The 15,302-nt window shown below is 37.2% G+C and carries 16 protein-coding genes; 12 read left to right on the top strand and 4 right to left on the bottom strand.

All coding sequences use genetic code 11. The features are described 5' to 3' along the window. Positions 1-37: 37 nt before the first annotated feature. From EKM68_RS00225 to EKM68_RS00200, 6 genes are all read left to right on the top strand, one after another. Entirely contained in the window at positions 38-1,576 is a 1,539-nt protein-coding gene (locus tag EKM68_RS00225) for a ClC family H(+)/Cl(-) exchange transporter (protein ID WP_125587662.1), read from the top strand. Positions 1,577-1,650: 74 nt separating this feature from the next. Continuing rightward, entirely contained in the window at positions 1,651-1,887 is a 237-nt protein-coding gene (gene secG, locus EKM68_RS00220) for a preprotein translocase subunit SecG (protein WP_125587661.1), read from the top strand. 67 nt (positions 1,888-1,954) lie between these two features. Then, a complete protein-coding gene (locus EKM68_RS00215; RefSeq protein WP_125587660.1) occupies positions 1,955-2,704 on the top strand; it encodes an alpha/beta hydrolase in 750 nt (249 codons plus the stop codon). Beyond that, on the top strand, positions 2,697-5,069 hold the full coding sequence (rnr, locus tag EKM68_RS00210) for a ribonuclease R (RefSeq protein ID WP_125587659.1): 2,373 nt from the start codon (positions 2,697-2,699) through the stop codon (positions 5,067-5,069). Before EKM68_RS00215 ends, rnr begins: the two co-directional genes overlap by 8 nt. 6 nt (positions 5,070-5,075) lie before the next feature. Beyond that, positions 5,076-5,549, top strand: coding sequence for an SsrA-binding protein SmpB (gene smpB, locus EKM68_RS00205; protein WP_025025234.1), 474 nt, complete (start codon positions 5,076-5,078; stop codon positions 5,547-5,549). A 100-nt stretch (positions 5,550-5,649) separates the two neighbouring features. Beyond that, positions 5,650-6,216 (top strand): GNAT family N-acetyltransferase, encoded by a 567-nt coding sequence (locus tag EKM68_RS00200; RefSeq protein ID WP_125587658.1) that lies wholly within the window; start codon positions 5,650-5,652, stop codon positions 6,214-6,216. A 41-nt stretch (positions 6,217-6,257) separates the two neighbouring features. Here EKM68_RS00200 and EKM68_RS00195 read toward each other — a convergent pair whose 3' ends face one another. Further along, positions 6,258-6,797: an LURP-one-related/scramblase family protein gene (locus EKM68_RS00195; protein ID WP_125587657.1), complete on the bottom strand. Its 540-nt coding sequence runs from the start codon at positions 6,795-6,797 to the stop codon at positions 6,258-6,260. Beyond that, positions 6,794-7,687: a Cof-type HAD-IIB family hydrolase gene (locus EKM68_RS00190; protein WP_125587656.1), complete on the bottom strand. Its 894-nt coding sequence runs from the start codon at positions 7,685-7,687 to the stop codon at positions 6,794-6,796. The genes EKM68_RS00195 and EKM68_RS00190 overlap by 4 nt, the downstream gene beginning before the upstream one ends. 81 nt (positions 7,688-7,768) lie before the next feature. On the opposite strand from EKM68_RS00190, the gene EKM68_RS00185 reads away from it, so the two are divergent. Genes EKM68_RS00185 through EKM68_RS00170 form a run of 4 tightly spaced genes read left to right on the top strand, consistent with a single transcriptional unit; the run spans position 7,769 to position 10,394 of the window. Next, entirely contained in the window at positions 7,769-8,464 is a 696-nt protein-coding gene (locus EKM68_RS00185; RefSeq protein ID WP_125587655.1) for a uracil-DNA glycosylase, read from the top strand. Between the two features lie 2 nt (positions 8,465-8,466). Beyond that, positions 8,467-9,435, top strand: a complete 969-nt coding sequence (pta, locus tag EKM68_RS00180) for a phosphate acetyltransferase (RefSeq protein WP_125587654.1) — start codon at positions 8,467-8,469, stop codon at positions 9,433-9,435. An 18-nt stretch (positions 9,436-9,453) separates the two neighbouring features. Continuing rightward, positions 9,454-9,933, top strand: coding sequence for a tRNA (adenosine(37)-N6)-threonylcarbamoyltransferase complex ATPase subunit type 1 TsaE (gene tsaE, locus EKM68_RS00175; protein WP_125587653.1), 480 nt, complete (start codon positions 9,454-9,456; stop codon positions 9,931-9,933). Further along, the gene (locus EKM68_RS00170) at positions 9,930-10,394 is read left to right on the top strand and encodes a GNAT family N-acetyltransferase (protein WP_125587652.1); all 465 of its coding nucleotides are present in this window, start codon (positions 9,930-9,932) and stop codon (positions 10,392-10,394) included. Before tsaE ends, EKM68_RS00170 begins: the two co-directional genes overlap by 4 nt. Here the strand turns inward: EKM68_RS00170 and EKM68_RS00165 are convergent. Both EKM68_RS00165 and EKM68_RS00160 read right to left on the bottom strand, forming a co-directional pair. Next, a complete protein-coding gene (locus tag EKM68_RS00165) occupies positions 10,391-10,927 on the bottom strand; it encodes a 3'-5' exonuclease (RefSeq protein ID WP_125587651.1) in 537 nt (178 codons plus the stop codon). The two genes, EKM68_RS00170 and EKM68_RS00165, sit on opposite strands and share 4 nt — an antisense overlap. Before the next feature lie 16 nt (positions 10,928-10,943). Then, complete coding sequence (locus tag EKM68_RS00160) at positions 10,944-11,696, bottom strand: exodeoxyribonuclease III (RefSeq protein WP_125587650.1); 753 nt, start codon at positions 11,694-11,696, stop codon at positions 10,944-10,946. Positions 11,697-11,810: 114 nt separating this feature from the next. Between EKM68_RS00160 and murB the strand changes: the two genes are divergently transcribed. Both murB and EKM68_RS00150 read left to right on the top strand, forming a co-directional pair. After that, positions 11,811-12,710 carry a UDP-N-acetylmuramate dehydrogenase gene (gene murB, locus EKM68_RS00155; protein WP_125587649.1) on the top strand — a complete coding sequence of 300 codons (900 nt, stop codon included), beginning with the start codon at positions 11,811-11,813 and terminating at the stop codon, positions 12,708-12,710. A gap of 464 nt (positions 12,711-13,174) precedes the next feature. Continuing rightward, positions 13,175-15,292, top strand: coding sequence for a cation:proton antiporter (locus tag EKM68_RS00150; protein WP_125587648.1), 2,118 nt, complete (start codon positions 13,175-13,177; stop codon positions 15,290-15,292). Positions 15,293-15,302 lie beyond the last annotated feature (10 nt).

Raw genomic sequence — 15,302 nt, 5'->3', positions numbered from 1 at the left:
TAACTGTTGTATACTTATATGTAACGGGGTGAAGTTTATGAAAGTAGTCGTTGCAGACCACGATAGATTAAAATTGACACTTGAAGGGATAGTTGTCGGGACCCTTACAGGTGCTGTCGTTAGTACTTTTAGATGGTCAATCGGCCATCTACTAATGATATTTCAAGGGGCATATGTTGCTGCAAGGAATAATATAATTATTTTTTTGGCATTATTATTTTTATTGTTAGTGATTGGATTTTTGGTTGCTATGTTTCTGAAAAAAGAACCTAATATTTCAGGATCCGGTATTCCTCAAGTCGAGGCTCAATTAGCTGGAGAAATGGAAATGGATTGGTGGTCGATTCTTTGGCGCAAATTTGTCGGAGGAGTTTTAAGTATTGCTCCAGGATTGTTCCTTGGTCGTGAAGGACCGTCTATTCAATTAGGTTCAGCTATTGGACAAGGATTCAGTGAAGTTACAAAAGAGACCGGTGTTTTCCGTCGAGTTTTGATTGCTAGTGGGGCCGCGGGTGGATTGGCCGCAGCTTTCAATGCTCCGATTGCGGGTGCAATGTTTGTTTTGGAAGAAATTTATCATAATTTTTCTCCACTAGTATGGGTTACGTCTTTGGCAAGTGCTGTGAGTGCAAACTTTGTAGCTCTCTACGTATTCGGATTGACGCCAGTTTTGAATATTACTCATAAACAGAGTCTGCCGATAAGCTTATATTGGCACTTGATATTATTAGGTATTGTGTTGGGATTAATGGGACGTTTGTATCAAATTGTTTTGTTAGCCATGCCATCTTGGTATGATAAAACAAGAATTCCACGTTATTTGCAGGGATTAGTTCCTATCATTCTGATTCTTCCTATTGGAATGTTGTTTCCTAAGTTTATTGGTGGTGGTAATAGTATCATTACTAGTCTGAATGGTTGGGGATCGAGTATGTGGTTCCTGCTAGGATTATTAGCGTTGAGATTTATTTACTCAATGATTTCTTATGGTTCTGGACTTCCGGGCGGGATTTTTCTTCCTATATTGAACTTAGGTGCTATTATTGGAGCAATTTATGCTGTGTTTATGCACAGTATGGGGTTACTTCCATCGGGATTTGAAAGTGATTTGATTATTTTTTCAATGGCAGGGTATTTTGCCTGCATCGGTAAAGCACCATTCACTGCGATTATTTTGGTTACCGAAATGGTCGGTTCACTGGGACACTTGATGCCATTAGCTGTGTTATCATTGGTAGCGTACATAGTGGTTGATATGTTAAACGGTGCTCCAATTTATGAATCATTGAAGGAAAGTTTGAATGTTGATACAAATTATTTGAATCGTGTTAGTAAGTTCAATGATCGATTGGAGATTCCAATTTTTGAAGGTAGTACGATCGATGGTAAGTATATTCGAGATATTCCTTTTCCCAAGGATGTTTTGATCATTGCTATTTATCGTGGAGAGACTCAAATCCTTCCTAAGGGTGACACGGTTATCAAGGCCGGGGATCGAATAGTCATGATGGTTAATGCCGCCAAGCGTAAGCAAATGCGTGACAAGATAAATCATTTGATTAATGAAATTGACTAGAATTTTGACTTATTTTGTGTTATTGTTTTAGGAGTGATTTCAGCTTTTTAACACCATGAACGGAGGTTTTACGGGTGTATAACGTTATTGAAACTTTATTAATTATTGTTTCCATTTTGATAATTATTGCAGTATTAATGCAACCTACAAAGCAACAAGATGCATTGAATGCATTGTCAGGTGGCGGTGGAGACTTGTTCAGCAACCAGAAGAAACGTGGTTTTGAAGCCTTCATGGTAAAGGTTACCTATGTTTTACTAGTGCTATTCTTTGTGTTTGCTATAGTATTAGTATATTTATCATCACACTAAGCAAGTTACCCTCCTGAAGCTACTAAAAGTTGCTTGGGAGGTTTTTTGTTATAAGGAGTGTTTTTTATTGAGAATTTTGACACCGAAACCTTTTTTCTTTGACTCAGGAAAAAAGGCGGTAATATTGTTGCATTCATTTTCAGGGACATCTAATGATATGAGATTAATGGGCAGAATGTTGGAACGTAATAATTTTTCAGCGTATGCTCCGATGTTTATGGGCCACGGAACAGCAGAGCCAATGGATATTTTGAATCTCGGTGGACCAGATAAGTGGTGGCAACAAGTCAATGATGCGGTGGTTTTTTTGAAGGATCATGACAAGGATGAAATATATATATTTGGACTTTCATTAGGGGCAATCTTTGCAACTAAAGCAATTGAAGAAATTCCCGAGATCAAAGCTGGAGGAGTATTTGGCTCGCCAGTATTGTCCAGGGACTTCAAAAATGTCAGAAATGCTTTCATGACTTATGCTGAGAAGGCCTATGAAATTCGTGAAGTTTCAGAAATAGAAAAATATAAAAATCTGCGAACGATCGATTCAAAAATTGATTCAATGCTGCTTGATATTAGAAATACGACCACTGGTGTGGGTAATAAATTAACTGAAATAGATAAGCCCTACTTTATAGGGCAAGGTACGAGAGATAAAATGATAGATCCTGAAGCCGCTAAGCAAGTGGCTCAGATAGTTAAGACTGCGGAATTTCATCAATATGATGCAGGACATGTCTTAACAATTAATCGTGCTCATAAGGAATTAGAGGGCGATGTGCTAAACTTTTTAGAAAACATTGAGGAAAGAAATGCCTGATAAAGAAGATAAATTAATTGCAGATATACTAGAATTTTTCAGAAATAATCCAGAACGTAGATTTAATTCTGAACAAATTGAAAATTCTTTGAGAATGAATGGAGCCTCAGCATTTAAACGTGTTGTGAAGGCTTTGGCAGTTCTTGAAGGTGAGGGTAAGATCACTCTCACAAACAAGGAAGAGTTCAAGATGACTCAACCTGACAAAGTACTTGAAGGTACATTTAAGGGTAATGACAAGGGATTTGGTTTCGTTAGATATGACGAAGTAGAACCTGATGCCTTCGTTGCAAGAGACAACACACTTCACGCCGTTAATGGAGATACAGTTGAAGTTAAAATCACTAAACCATCTAATCCTTGGATCGATAAAGGACCAGAGGGTGAAATTATCAAGATTGTTGAACGTTCGTTGTCAAAAATCGTTGGTGAGTTTCATCCGTACAGTGATGCTCAAGTGGAGAAGTCTGGCAACTATGGTTATGTTAAGAGTCACGAAAAGAAGTTGGCTTCATATATGGTCTTCATCTCAGATAAGGGACTACATCCACAAATGGGAGATATGGTTCAAGTATCGATTGATGAATATCCAAATGACAAGCATCCACAAAGCATGGAAGGTACAGCTCTAGAAGTCATTGGTAACAAGAATGACCCTGGTGTTGATATTATGTCGATCGTTGTTGATAACGATATTAATCCAGAATTTCCTAAGGAAGTTCTAGACGAGGCCGAACAAATTCCCGATCATGTTCTAGAAAGTGATCGGGAGGGACGTCATGATTTGACTGACAATATGGTTATCACTATTGATGGGGATGACTCAAAAGATTTTGATGATGCTGTTGGCGTTGAAAAACTTGCTGATGGTAAATTTCATCTTGAAGTTCATATTGCTGATGTTACACACTATGTAACTGAAGGTTCAGCACTTGATAAGGAAGCTTATGAACGTGGAACTAGTACTTATCTAGTTGACCGTGTTATTCCAATGCTTCCGTTTAGATTGTCAAATGGTATTTGTTCATTGAATCCTGGTGAGGATAGACTTGCCTTAACATGTGATATGGTCATCAATCATGCTGGACAAGTTGAGAAGTATGATATTTATCCTAGTATTATTCAATCTAAATATCGTATGACATATAACAATGTTAATAAGATATTAGAGGGTGACGAAGAGTTAAATGAAGAATACAAGCCACTAGTACCAATGTTGCAAGATATGGCTGAACTTCACGAAATTCTACTAAAGATGCGTCATGAACGTGGAGCAATTGACTTCGAAGAAACAGAAGCTAAGATCATTGTGGATGAAAATGGTAAGCCAATTGATATTCAATTGCGTGACCGTGGTACTTCTGAACGAATGATCGAATCATTCATGTTGGCTGCTAACGAAACAGTTGCTAAGAACTATAATTTGAAGCATGTTCCATTCCTATATCGTGTCCATGAGAAGCCAGATGATGAAAAGGTTAAGAAATTCTTTGAATTTGTTGCAGCAATGGGTATTGATGTTCATGGCAATTTGAAAGATATCAGTCCTAAGATGTTCCAAGGAGTACTTGCACAAGTACTTGGTACACCTGAAGAAGCCGTTGTTACGATCATGTTATTGAGAAGTATGCAACAAGCTAGATATTCAGACGAACCGTTAGGTCACTTTGGATTAGCTGCCAAGTATTATACGCACTTTACTTCACCAATTCGTCGTTATCCTGATTTGACTGTTCACCGTATGATTCACAGTTATGACGAGAACGGCTTTACTGATGATGAGCAAGCTAAGTGGGGTGGCAGACTTAAAGAAATTGGTGAGCATACTTCTGGTCGTGAAAGAAAATCAATTGATGCTGAACGTGCAGTTGATGATCTTAAGAAGACTGAATATATGGCTGATCAAGTCGGTGAAACTTTTGATGCCGTTGTCAGCTCAGTTACAAGCTTTGGTATGTTCATTCAACTAGATAATACCGTTGAAGGCCTGATTCATATTTCTAATATGAAAGATGATTATTACGAATACGATGAGAAGAGTATGTCAATGCATGGACGTGGAACTGGTAAGTCCTTTAAGGTCGGTCAACCTATCCAAGTAAAACTTATCCGTGCTGACGTTGAACATCGTCAAATCGACTTTGAGAGAGTTCTAACACCTGAAGAGGCTGAACAAGCTAAGAAGCGCGAAGAAGAATTTGCTAAGCGTCGTGGCAGTCACAGTAGAAGTGATCGTCGTCACAGTGGTGGTAACAATCATTCGAATGGTCACTCTAATAACGGTGGTCAAAGTCGTGGCAATAACAATCACGGTCATAGCAGTAACGGAAATAATAAGAGACGTGGTAAATACGAAAGTCGGTGATGAGAAATGAAGAAGCATCACGTAAAAGCTGCTAACGAAGTAGCTAACAACCGTAAAGCTCGTCACGATTACAATATTTTGAGTACATATGAGGCAGGTATTTCTCTGACTGGTACTGAAATAAAGTCCGTACGAGCAAGTAAAATCAACATTCGTGATGGATTCGTTCAACCTAGAAATGGTGAATTGTGGCTTGAGAACGTGAATATTGCTATTTATGATCAAGGAAATCAATTCAATCATGATCCATTGCGTAATCGAAAATTACTATTACACAAAAAAGAAATCAGAAAAATTGCTTCAACTGTTCAAGAAAAAGGAATTACAGTTATTCCTTTGAAAGTATACTTGAAAAATGGTTTTGCCAAAGTATTGATTGGAATAGCTCAAGGTAAACGCCAATTTGATAAGCGTGAGACTATCAAACGACGTGACCAAGAGCGTGAAATTCAACGTGCAATGAAGAGTGCAGTACGCTAAAAATCATATAAAAAATAAAAAGATATCCAATTTTTGGGTATCTTTTTGTCTAATTTGGTAATTTATCTATTTTCATGTATTATGTTATTGAGGTGAAAGTATGTTTAGATATGCAAAAGAGGGAGACATCGATCAGATATTACCGACATTGTTCCAAATATTTGACGAAATGGAGTTAGATATTTTTAAGGAACTTGGTAATGATACGATGGCACAAATCATTCGCGAAGGATTTGAACTACCCGATTACCGTTATGGATTAGATCACATTTTGGTTAATGAGATCGACGGCAAGGTAGCTGCTATCTCTGTTGGTTATCCTGAAGAATTAGAAGATGGAATCGATGCACCGCTAGTTAAAATCATGCACGAGCATGGAATCAAAAAAGACAGTATTTTTACTGACAAGGAAGCTTGGCCAGGGGAATGGTATCTTGATTCATTTGCGGTTGCTCCAGATATGCAAGGTAAAGGAATTGGAACTAAGACGCTCAAAGAATTGATTGAGTTGATCCATGGACGTGGTGAGAAAATCATGAGTTTGAATGTTGATGTTACCAATAAACCTGCCAGACATCTTTATGACAAAGTTGGATTTGACAAAGTGGGTCAATTATATATTGGTGATCACTTGTACGATCACATGCAACTTGAATTAAATAAATAAAAATAGTGCTTCTGACAATTGGTCAGGAGCACTATTTTTGTCTAGCATTTATTTTTGAAGTTAAAAAATGATAGTTTTGATTTGAAGCCAATGTCGACGTCATTGTCAGGCTTTAGATTTGGTACCTTGATGTATTTATCTAAGAAGATAGCAACCATTGTACCGATTGGTCTATTGTCCATATCATCAATATCTATCTCGAGTCCGGGATGGCCTTGACTCATTATTGTAGGCTGAACCGTCATTATTTCTTTACCAGCTTGCATTACATGGTAGTTAGAAATGACCATGTTGCCAATTATATTCCAGTTTATCTTAGATAAATATACATACTTCATATCTATCATTGGAACAGCATTTATTGTTGCAATTTCTTCACCATTGACTTCAATCGAATAAATTTTCAAAAAATTATTTTTGAGCTTTATCTCACCAATTTTAGTGTTGAGGCGGTTGTATAGCTGAATCAAAAAAGGATTGTCTTTATCACGCGAAGCAATAAAAATAGTTTCTTTATTCTGATTTGTTACTACAAGAATATTTCCCACCATTAAGTCTGCTTTGCGTATATAAAGTTTCATTCCACTTGACCCTCCATCTCGTTTTGTGTGATAACCTTTTCGATAATTTGGGCAACACCATCATTAGTGTTGTTGTCGGTGAATTCATCGGCCATATCTTTTATTTCTGGAATAGCGTTAGCCATAGCAACTCCGACACCTGCTTCTTGGATCATCGATGCATCATTCAAGTTGTCGCCAATAGCCATTATTTCAGATTGTTTGATACCTTTAGTTTTAGCGTATTTCAGCAGGGCAATACCTTTTTGGGCATCTGTACTGTTTACCTCAATATTGTTAGGTGAAGATGCCGTAACAACAACATCTGTCAGCAAATCGTGAATCTCATCTTTTAGTGGTTCCAATTTTACGTCTCGTTTATTATCAGAATCAAATGCGAGTAATTTCATTATTTGATATGAGTCGTCATCGAAAATTTTATCGTAACTGTCCACAAAAGTCATTGGAGTCAACTTGATTTTTTCCAAGGTGTCGGCGTATGCTTTTTCGTAGGTTGTTCCGGGATTCAAACTCATAAGTAGTTCAGCTAAACTAGAAATACGTAGTTCTTTATTGTCTGAAAAGATTCCTTTGTTGGTTACAACTTCGAAATATACATCATATTTATGAAACAATTCAACAATTTTGAATTTTGATTTTTTAGAAATGGGATTACTGGAGACCATATTTTCTTCACTATCAAAAACTTCAGCTCCATTAAGGGTGATATAGCCGGGATGTACGCGATCTTTTAAGAAAGGCTTGGCTTCACTCAAGCCGCGGCCCGATGCAATTAAAAATTCAATGCCATTATCTTTAGCACTTTTTATAGCTTGAATATTACGTTCGGATACTTCCATTTTTTCGTTTAACAAAGTTCCGTCCATATCTGATGCAATTAATTTAATCATAAAGCTCCTCCGAATGCGTTATTCTATAATTGAATGTTACCATATTTTAAGAAGACATATACAAGGACAGTAGGTGTAAATTTGAGAACGTTAATAAAAAATGATTGGCAAGATGTTTTGAATGGAGAATTTGATAAACCGTATTATCAGAATCTTCATAGTTTTTTGAAGAAAGAATATAATACACAAACTATTTATCCAAATATGTATAATATTTTCCAAGCTTTCATCTGGACATCTTTTGCTGATACAAAAGTAGTTATTTTAGGACAAGATCCGTACCACGAACCTAATCAAGCTATTGGATGTAGTTTTGCAGTGGCACCAGGTGTGAGAATTCCACCGTCATTAGTTAATATCTATAAAGAATTACAAGATGATGTTGGATGTACGCCAGTAAACCATGGCTATTTGAAGTCTTGGGCTGATCAAGGTGTATTATTACTTAATTCTGTTTTGACCGTTAGAAGAGGTCAGGCGTACTCACATAAGGATAAGGGGTGGGAGCAGTTAACAGATTATGCAATCAAAGCCTTGTCAGATCGTGGTAAAGTCGTTTTTATTTTGTGGGGCGGTGCCGCTAAAGGCAAAATTCCGTTAATAGATCAAAGTAAAAACACAATTATTTCGTCACCACATCCCAGTCCATTGTCTGCTTATCGAGGTTTTTTTGGTTCAAAACCATTTTCTCGCACAAATAAAGCGCTTTTATCCTATAATGAAAGGGTAATCAATTGGCAATTACCTGAAGTTGTCGATGAAATGGAGGAGAACTAATAATGGATTTATTTGAAAGTCTTAAGAATAAAATTGATGGGAAAGATTTAACGATCGTACTACCTGAAGGTACTGAACCTCGTATCTTAGGTGCTGCAGTTCGCTTGCAAAAAGAAAATATTCTCAAACCAATTTTGTTGGGAAACAAAAATGACATCGCAAAAGTTGCCAGTGATAATTCTTTAAATATTGATGCACTCCAAGTTATTGATCCAGAAACTTATCCTGAATTTGATGAAATGGTTGATGCTTTCGTTGAACGTCGTAAGGGTAAGAATACTAAAGAACAAGCAGTTAAAATGTTGAAAGACAATAACTACTTCGGTACAATGCTTGTTTATATGGATAAGGCTAGTGGTATGGTATCTGGTTCAGTACATTCAACTGGTGATACTGTCCGTCCAGCACTTCAAATTGTTAAAACCGCTCCAGGCAATTCAAGAATCAGTGGATCATTTATTTTGCAAAAGGGTGACGAAAGATACATGTTTGCTGACTGTGCCATTAATATCAACCCAGATGCTCAAGGACTAGCCGAAATTGCTGTTCAAACTGCTAAGAGTGCAAAACTCTTTGATATTGATCCAAAAGTTGCTATGCTTAGCTTTTCAACTAAGGGTAGTGCCAAGAGTGAAGAAGTGGATAAAGTTCGTACAGCTACAGAATTTGCTCACGGCCTAGATGCTGATCTTCCAGTTGATGGTGAGATGCAATTTGATGCTGCTTTTGTACCTAGTGTTGGTGCCCAAAAAGCTCCAGGTTCAAAGGTTGCTGGACATGCTAATGTCTTCGTATTCCCAGATCTACAATCAGGTAACATCGGTTACAAGATTGCTCAAAGATTTGGTGGATTCGAAGCTATTGGACCTATCTTACAAGGCTTGAACAAACCAATCTCTGATTTATCACGTGGATGCAATGAGGAAGATGTTTACAAGACATCAATTCTTACAGCTGCCTTAGCACTTTAATTTTTAATGGGGAATAATATGACTGAATATCAATTACAAACGAATTCTTATCAAGATACTGAAACTTTGGGTAAGGGCCTTGCGCCATATTTGAAGGCAGGGGATGTCATTTTGATGAATGGTGACCTTGGCGTTGGCAAGACAACTTTTACTAGAGGATTGGCTCAGGGATTGGGTATCAAGAAGAATGTTAAAAGTCCAACTTTTACTTTGATCCGTGAATATCAAGAAGGCCGTTTGCCACTGTATCACATGGATGCTTATCGACTAGAAAGCAGTCCCGATGAAGACTTAGGATTTGATGAATATTTTAATGGAGACGGTGTCACGATCGTTGAATGGCCACAATTTATTAAGGAAGAAGTCCCAGATGATCACATGTCGATCAATATCAAACGCTTAGAAGCTGATGATGATCGTCAAATTACCTTCAAAATGTATGGTGATCGTTATGAAAAACGTGACTTCGGAAAATATTTGGATGGAGCTACCAAATGAGCGAACAATTAATTTTGCGAGAAGCGATCCCCAGTGATGCTAGTAAATTATTGGATTTTTTGAAGCGTGCCAGTAACCAAAGCAACTTTATTGAACATGATTTTTTGGCGAATGTTACCGTCGAATCCGAGGAAGAATCATTAGATGAGATTTATAACTCGGCTGAAGATGAATTGATCGTTGCTATTTTTGATGATGATATTATTGGATTTACTCGCTTGGAAAAAACGACCGATGGTATAGCTGAATTTGGAGTAGTAGTGGATTCTGACTTTTGGAATAATGGTATTGCGTCATATTTAATTGAAGAAGCTCTTGATTGGGCTACTGATTCCACACTAAATAAGTTAACTTTAGAAGTATACAAAAATAACCCTGCCGCAATTCATATTTATGAAAAATATGGATTTGCAACAGAGTCAGAAACAGATAAAACTATAATTATGTTGAAGATGGTTTAGCTAGTTAGCTTAACCATCTTTTTTATTTGCTCAGTACCAAATTGTTGTTCAGTTTTGAGTAAGATTTCAGCACAAGCAATACTATCCGCCAAGGCATTATGATGATGCTCAAGGTCGATGTTCAAATTTCGCGAAACAGTATCCAATTTGTGATTAGGCAATTGTGGATAAAATTTACGACTAGTTTTGAGTGTATCGATTGTTAAGTACTTTGGTGCAAAAATGCCGTAATTTGTTAATGTATTCTTCAAAACACTATTATCAAAACTAGCATTGTGGGCAGCTACTAAATGTGAGCTATCAAACAACGGTTGAATGTGTCTCCAAACTTGATCAAAAGTTGGCGCATCTTTGACATCGTCAGGTCTGATATGGTGAATTTGAATATTTCTGGGACTAAAAAATTCTTGTGGATTGATTAATGTGTAGAAACTGTCGACAATTTCATTATTACGAACAAGTACCAATGCTAGTGAGCAAGCACTAGTACGATGACCGTTGGCAGTTTCAAAATCCATGGAAACAAAGTTCATATAAAAACTCCTTATGTTATAAGTTTAAGTCTAATTCGATAGGACAGTGGTCAGATCCGAAAACATCATTTAGAATATCAGCGTTGGCGACTAGGTCTTTGCCATTGTCAGAAATCACGAAGTAGTCAATTCTCCAACCGGCATTGTTTTTACGTGCATTGAAACGGTAACTCCACCATGAATACTTAACCTCATCGGGATGCATGTAACGGAAGGTATCAATGAATCCACTATCGAGTAGTTCTGAGAACTTATTGCGTTCTTCATCTGAGAAACCAGGATTCTTATGATTAGCTTTATCATTTTTAATATCGATTTCTTCATGGGCAACATTTAAGTCTCCACAGAGAATAACCGGTTTGTCGGCAGATAATTGTTTCATATATTCTCGTAGTGCATCATCGTATTGCATTCTGAAGTCGAGACGCTTAAGTTCTTGCTGTGAATTTGGTGAATAGCTGTCAATTAAATAAAATTTTGGAAATTCTAGTGTTAATGTACGACCCTCAGTGTCTAACTCTTCAACGCCAAGTCCGTGAGTCACATTAATCGGTTCTTCTTTAGTAAAGATGGCTGTGCCAGAATATCCTTTACGTTCAGCATCATAAAAATATTGATGATATCCGGGTAATTCAAGGTCAATTTGATCCTGGTGTAATTTTGTTTCTTGGATCGAAATAATGTCGGCATTTAATTGATCGACGATTGATGTAAAATCTTTTTTTACGACGGCACGTAGCCCATTAACGTTCCATGATATAAGTTTCATTATTTAATCACCTCGAAACGATTATATCATTATTCCAGAACTTGGCAGTTCGTTATGGAACCGACTATGTGATAAAATTGTAAATAGCTTACATATATTAAGGATGATGAAATTTTGAACTTTCCAATTGAAAAATTACCTAATATTGAATTTAAAACTAACGAACCATTAAGTAAGTATACTTTTACAAAAACTGGTGGTAATGCTGATACATTGGCCTTTCCGAAAACTCGCGAAGAATTAGTCGAGATTGTTAATACTGCCCGTGAAAATGATATTGCCATTACTATCATTGGTAATGCAAGTAATTTGATTATCAAAGATGGTGGGATTCGCGGAATCGTGATTATTTTGCCTAATTTCAAGAATATCGAAGTCAATGGTGACAAAGTCACAGCTGAAGCTGGAGCAACGATTATTGACACAACAATTGTTGCTCAAAAAGCATCATTAACTGGTCTTGAGTTTGCGGCCGGGATACCTGGTAGTGTTGGTGGAGCAGTCTTTATGAACGCTGGCGCATACGGTGGTGAGGTCAAAGATGTTTTTGAATCTGCCGAAATATTATTACCAGATGGAAAAATTGTTACTTTAACACATGATGACATGAAATTTACTTATCGTCATAGTTTGGTTCAGGAAAATGGTGGCATTGTTATTAGTGCTACATTCGCCTTGAAACAAGGTGATGGAGAAAAGATTCAAGCTGAAATGGATCGTTTAAACGAGCTTAGGCGTTCGAAGCAACCTTTGGAATATCCAAGTTGCGGTAGTGTCTTTAAACGTCCTAAGGACCACTTTACTGGTCCTCTGATCATCAAGGCTGGACTACAAGGTCGTATTATTGGTGGAGCACAGGTTTCAATGAAACATGCTGGATTTATCGTTAACTTAGGCGGTGCAACTGCGACGGATTATATGAACTTGATTCATTTGATTCAAAGAGCTATTAAGTATCAATTTGATATTGATCTTCACACTGAAGTTAGAATTATTGGTGAGGATGTTAAGTAGTTTTTAGGTACGTCGTTCCGCTAGGCAGGCACGGTATCCTGTGGGGAACGGCCATAGCCACAAAGTGGTCTATGGCCTCGCCTTGAAGCCGGAAATAACGTCTTCAAGGTCGTCCCATGCAGTAAGTCAGCATAAATCGCTGACTAACTGCATCAACACGGGATTATCGTGCCTGCCTAGCTCCACTTGGATTCAATCAATTACTGCAGAGTAAGAACTTATTTAGCTGGAGATTGTCAGTGATGGAACCAGCTGTGAAAGTTTTGTTAGGTCGGCGATTTATCCGGCCTTACAAAACGGACGAACTTTAAGATTTGCGAAGCAAAGCTTAAAGTCGAAGTCCCAGACCGCACTATGGCTGGGACTGGTCCCACAGCGGGTGGAGTCAGTGACAATTGGAAGCGGCCCTAACCAATACAAATTTAAAAATAAAAGACAAAAACAAAAAGAAATGGGTGATGTCTGTGCAGATACTTGAATCAATTATTTTGATTCTTACATTATTAATTGTGGCAAATATTATTAGCCACTACTTCGTGTCAATTCCCCCCAGCTTAATACAAATTGCGGCGGGGATACTGGCCGCCTTATTCATGCATGTTCAAATTTCTGTTGATACGGAATGGTTTATGTTGGCGTTTATTGCGCCAATTTTGTTTAATGATGGAAATCGGTTCCCTAAACGTGAACTTTGGAAACTTAAAGGTCCGATTCTAGGTAACGCCGTTATACTAGTTATTATTTCTACGGTAGTCGGAGGAATAATCGTTAAGGAACTTATTCCGACTTTGCCATGGTCAGTGGCATTTACATTAGTAGCAGTCTTGTCACCAACTGATCCAATTGCTGTACAGTCGATTGCTAAGAAAGCCCATATTCCAGATAAGTTGATGCATTTGATCAGTGGAGAAAGTTTGATCAATGATGCGTCTGGATTGATTTGTTTCAAGTATGGTGTGGCGGCTACTGTTACAGGGATGTTCTCTTTGCGGAGTGCTACGATAGACTTCTTTTATATTTCCATCATGGGTGCATTAGCTGGTGCTGTGATGATTTGGATATTCAATGGTGTCAGACTTTATCTGATCAATCAAGGTGTTGACGATTCTATTCTTCATGCTATTATTCAGATAATTATTCCGTTTATTATTTACTATATTGCTGAAGATATTTTGAATGTATCTGGTGTCGTAGCGGTTGTTATTGCCGGAATTATGAATATTTCTTCAAGCAGGACCGTCAGTGCCTTTTCACCAGAAATACGTTTGGTAACATCAAGAACTTGGGACTTGGTAGTCTATGTTCTCAATGGTATTGTCTTTGTATTACTAGGAATTGAAATTCCGTTTGCTATGGAAAAATTGGTTCACAATGACAATATCAATACGTTTGGTGCAATTGGATTGTCATTCATTATTTGGATTATGTTAGTTGCCATACGTTCTATCTGGAGCTATGTTTATTCAACATTTGCCGATGATAAATTTAGCATGTTTTCTAAAGAAAGATTTGATTATTGTTTAATGTCAGGCATCTCAGGTGTTCGTGGTGCCGTGACGATGGTTGGTGTTTTGTCGATACCATTAACTATTAGTGGTGGAGCAGCTTTTCCATCAAGGACTCTGGTATTATTTATCGCTAGTACCGTTATTATTTTTAGTTTATTAGGTGCAACTATTTTGATCCCGTTGATGACTAAGAATAGTGCACCAGTTGCCTATCGTGGTAATTCGTTTATTGATGACGATATTAATATTGACGATGAAGCTGAAGATACAGAGGTTGTTGATACTCAGATTGAATTAGATCAATATCAAGCCAACAAATTAGTTCTGGAAAAGACTATTGATAAATTAAAAGACGAGAATGAAGAAGATGAAAATATTGTTTATTCAACTGTCATAGCTGAGTATTTGTATAGTCTTCATAATCTCGGAATCCAGTCTAACTATCCATCTCCAATCAGTAAAAAACGTGTTAAGAATAAGAAAGATGCCGAATTATGGGATATTTGTTTCAATTGTGAATTAGAAGCAATTGAGGAATTGCATTCACATGACGAGATATCTGAAGATTCTTATGAGTTAGCTCTGAAGAAAATTGCTAAATATAAAAAAGAAATCGTTCGTCGTAGGTACAGTCAGTCAATTGAATTCTTTATTAATTATTTCAAAAAAACTTATCGTGGCATTAAAAAAACAATTCGTCGTAGCTTGATCAAACGAGAAGAAGTAATTCAATTCGATCAGGATGCAATGAAAATCTCAATTGCTGGTGCCGAACGAGCTCTGGCAAAGTTACATGAATTGGATCAGAGTGAACATGGTGGTGTTGCGGATAATTTGGTTTATGTATTCCAACGTCACTACGAAGATCGATTGGACTTGTTACAAGGCCGACACAAACATCGTTCACCAGAATTCAACAGCGAACGTATCACGATTGAGATTCAAGCTTTAAGTTATCAACGTGCCTTTGTTCAAGACTTACTGGAACAAGGAAAAATAAGTAAATCAACTGCTAATGAATTACGTCAAAATATTAATTACAGTGAAGAAGTAATTAATGTAGATATTGATTAAATAAAAATTA

Source organism: Companilactobacillus jidongensis, from assembly GCF_003946575.1.
Lineage (GTDB): Bacteria > Bacillota > Bacilli > Lactobacillales > Lactobacillaceae > Companilactobacillus > Companilactobacillus jidongensis.
This window is presented reverse-complemented; position numbering and strand designations above follow the sequence as displayed.

What these genes read in the sequence shown, in the direction of transcription:
- EKM68_RS00225 (WP_125587662.1), top strand. Translation starts at nt 38, where the DNA reads ATGAAAGTAGTCGTTGCAGACCACGATAGATTAAAATTGACACTTGAA.
- rnr (WP_125587659.1), top strand. Translation starts at nt 2,697, where the DNA reads ATGCCTGATAAAGAAGATAAATTAATTGCAGATATACTAGAATTTTTC.
- smpB (WP_025025234.1), top strand. Translation starts at nt 5,076, where the DNA reads ATGAAGAAGCATCACGTAAAAGCTGCTAACGAAGTAGCTAACAACCGT.
- EKM68_RS00200 (WP_125587658.1), top strand. Translation starts at nt 5,650, where the DNA reads ATGTTTAGATATGCAAAAGAGGGAGACATCGATCAGATATTACCGACA.
- EKM68_RS00195 (WP_125587657.1), bottom strand. Translation starts at nt 6,797, where the DNA reads ATGAAACTTTATATACGCAAAGCAGACTTAATGGTGGGAAATATTCTT.
- EKM68_RS00190 (WP_125587656.1), bottom strand. Translation starts at nt 7,687, where the DNA reads ATGATTAAATTAATTGCATCAGATATGGACGGAACTTTGTTAAACGAA.
- pta (WP_125587654.1), top strand. Translation starts at nt 8,467, where the DNA reads ATGGATTTATTTGAAAGTCTTAAGAATAAAATTGATGGGAAAGATTTA.
- tsaE (WP_125587653.1), top strand. Translation starts at nt 9,454, where the DNA reads ATGACTGAATATCAATTACAAACGAATTCTTATCAAGATACTGAAACT.
- EKM68_RS00170 (WP_125587652.1), top strand. Translation starts at nt 9,930, where the DNA reads ATGAGCGAACAATTAATTTTGCGAGAAGCGATCCCCAGTGATGCTAGT.
- EKM68_RS00165 (WP_125587651.1), bottom strand. Translation starts at nt 10,927, where the DNA reads ATGAACTTTGTTTCCATGGATTTTGAAACTGCCAACGGTCATCGTACT.
- EKM68_RS00160 (WP_125587650.1), bottom strand. Translation starts at nt 11,696, where the DNA reads ATGAAACTTATATCATGGAACGTTAATGGGCTACGTGCCGTCGTAAAA.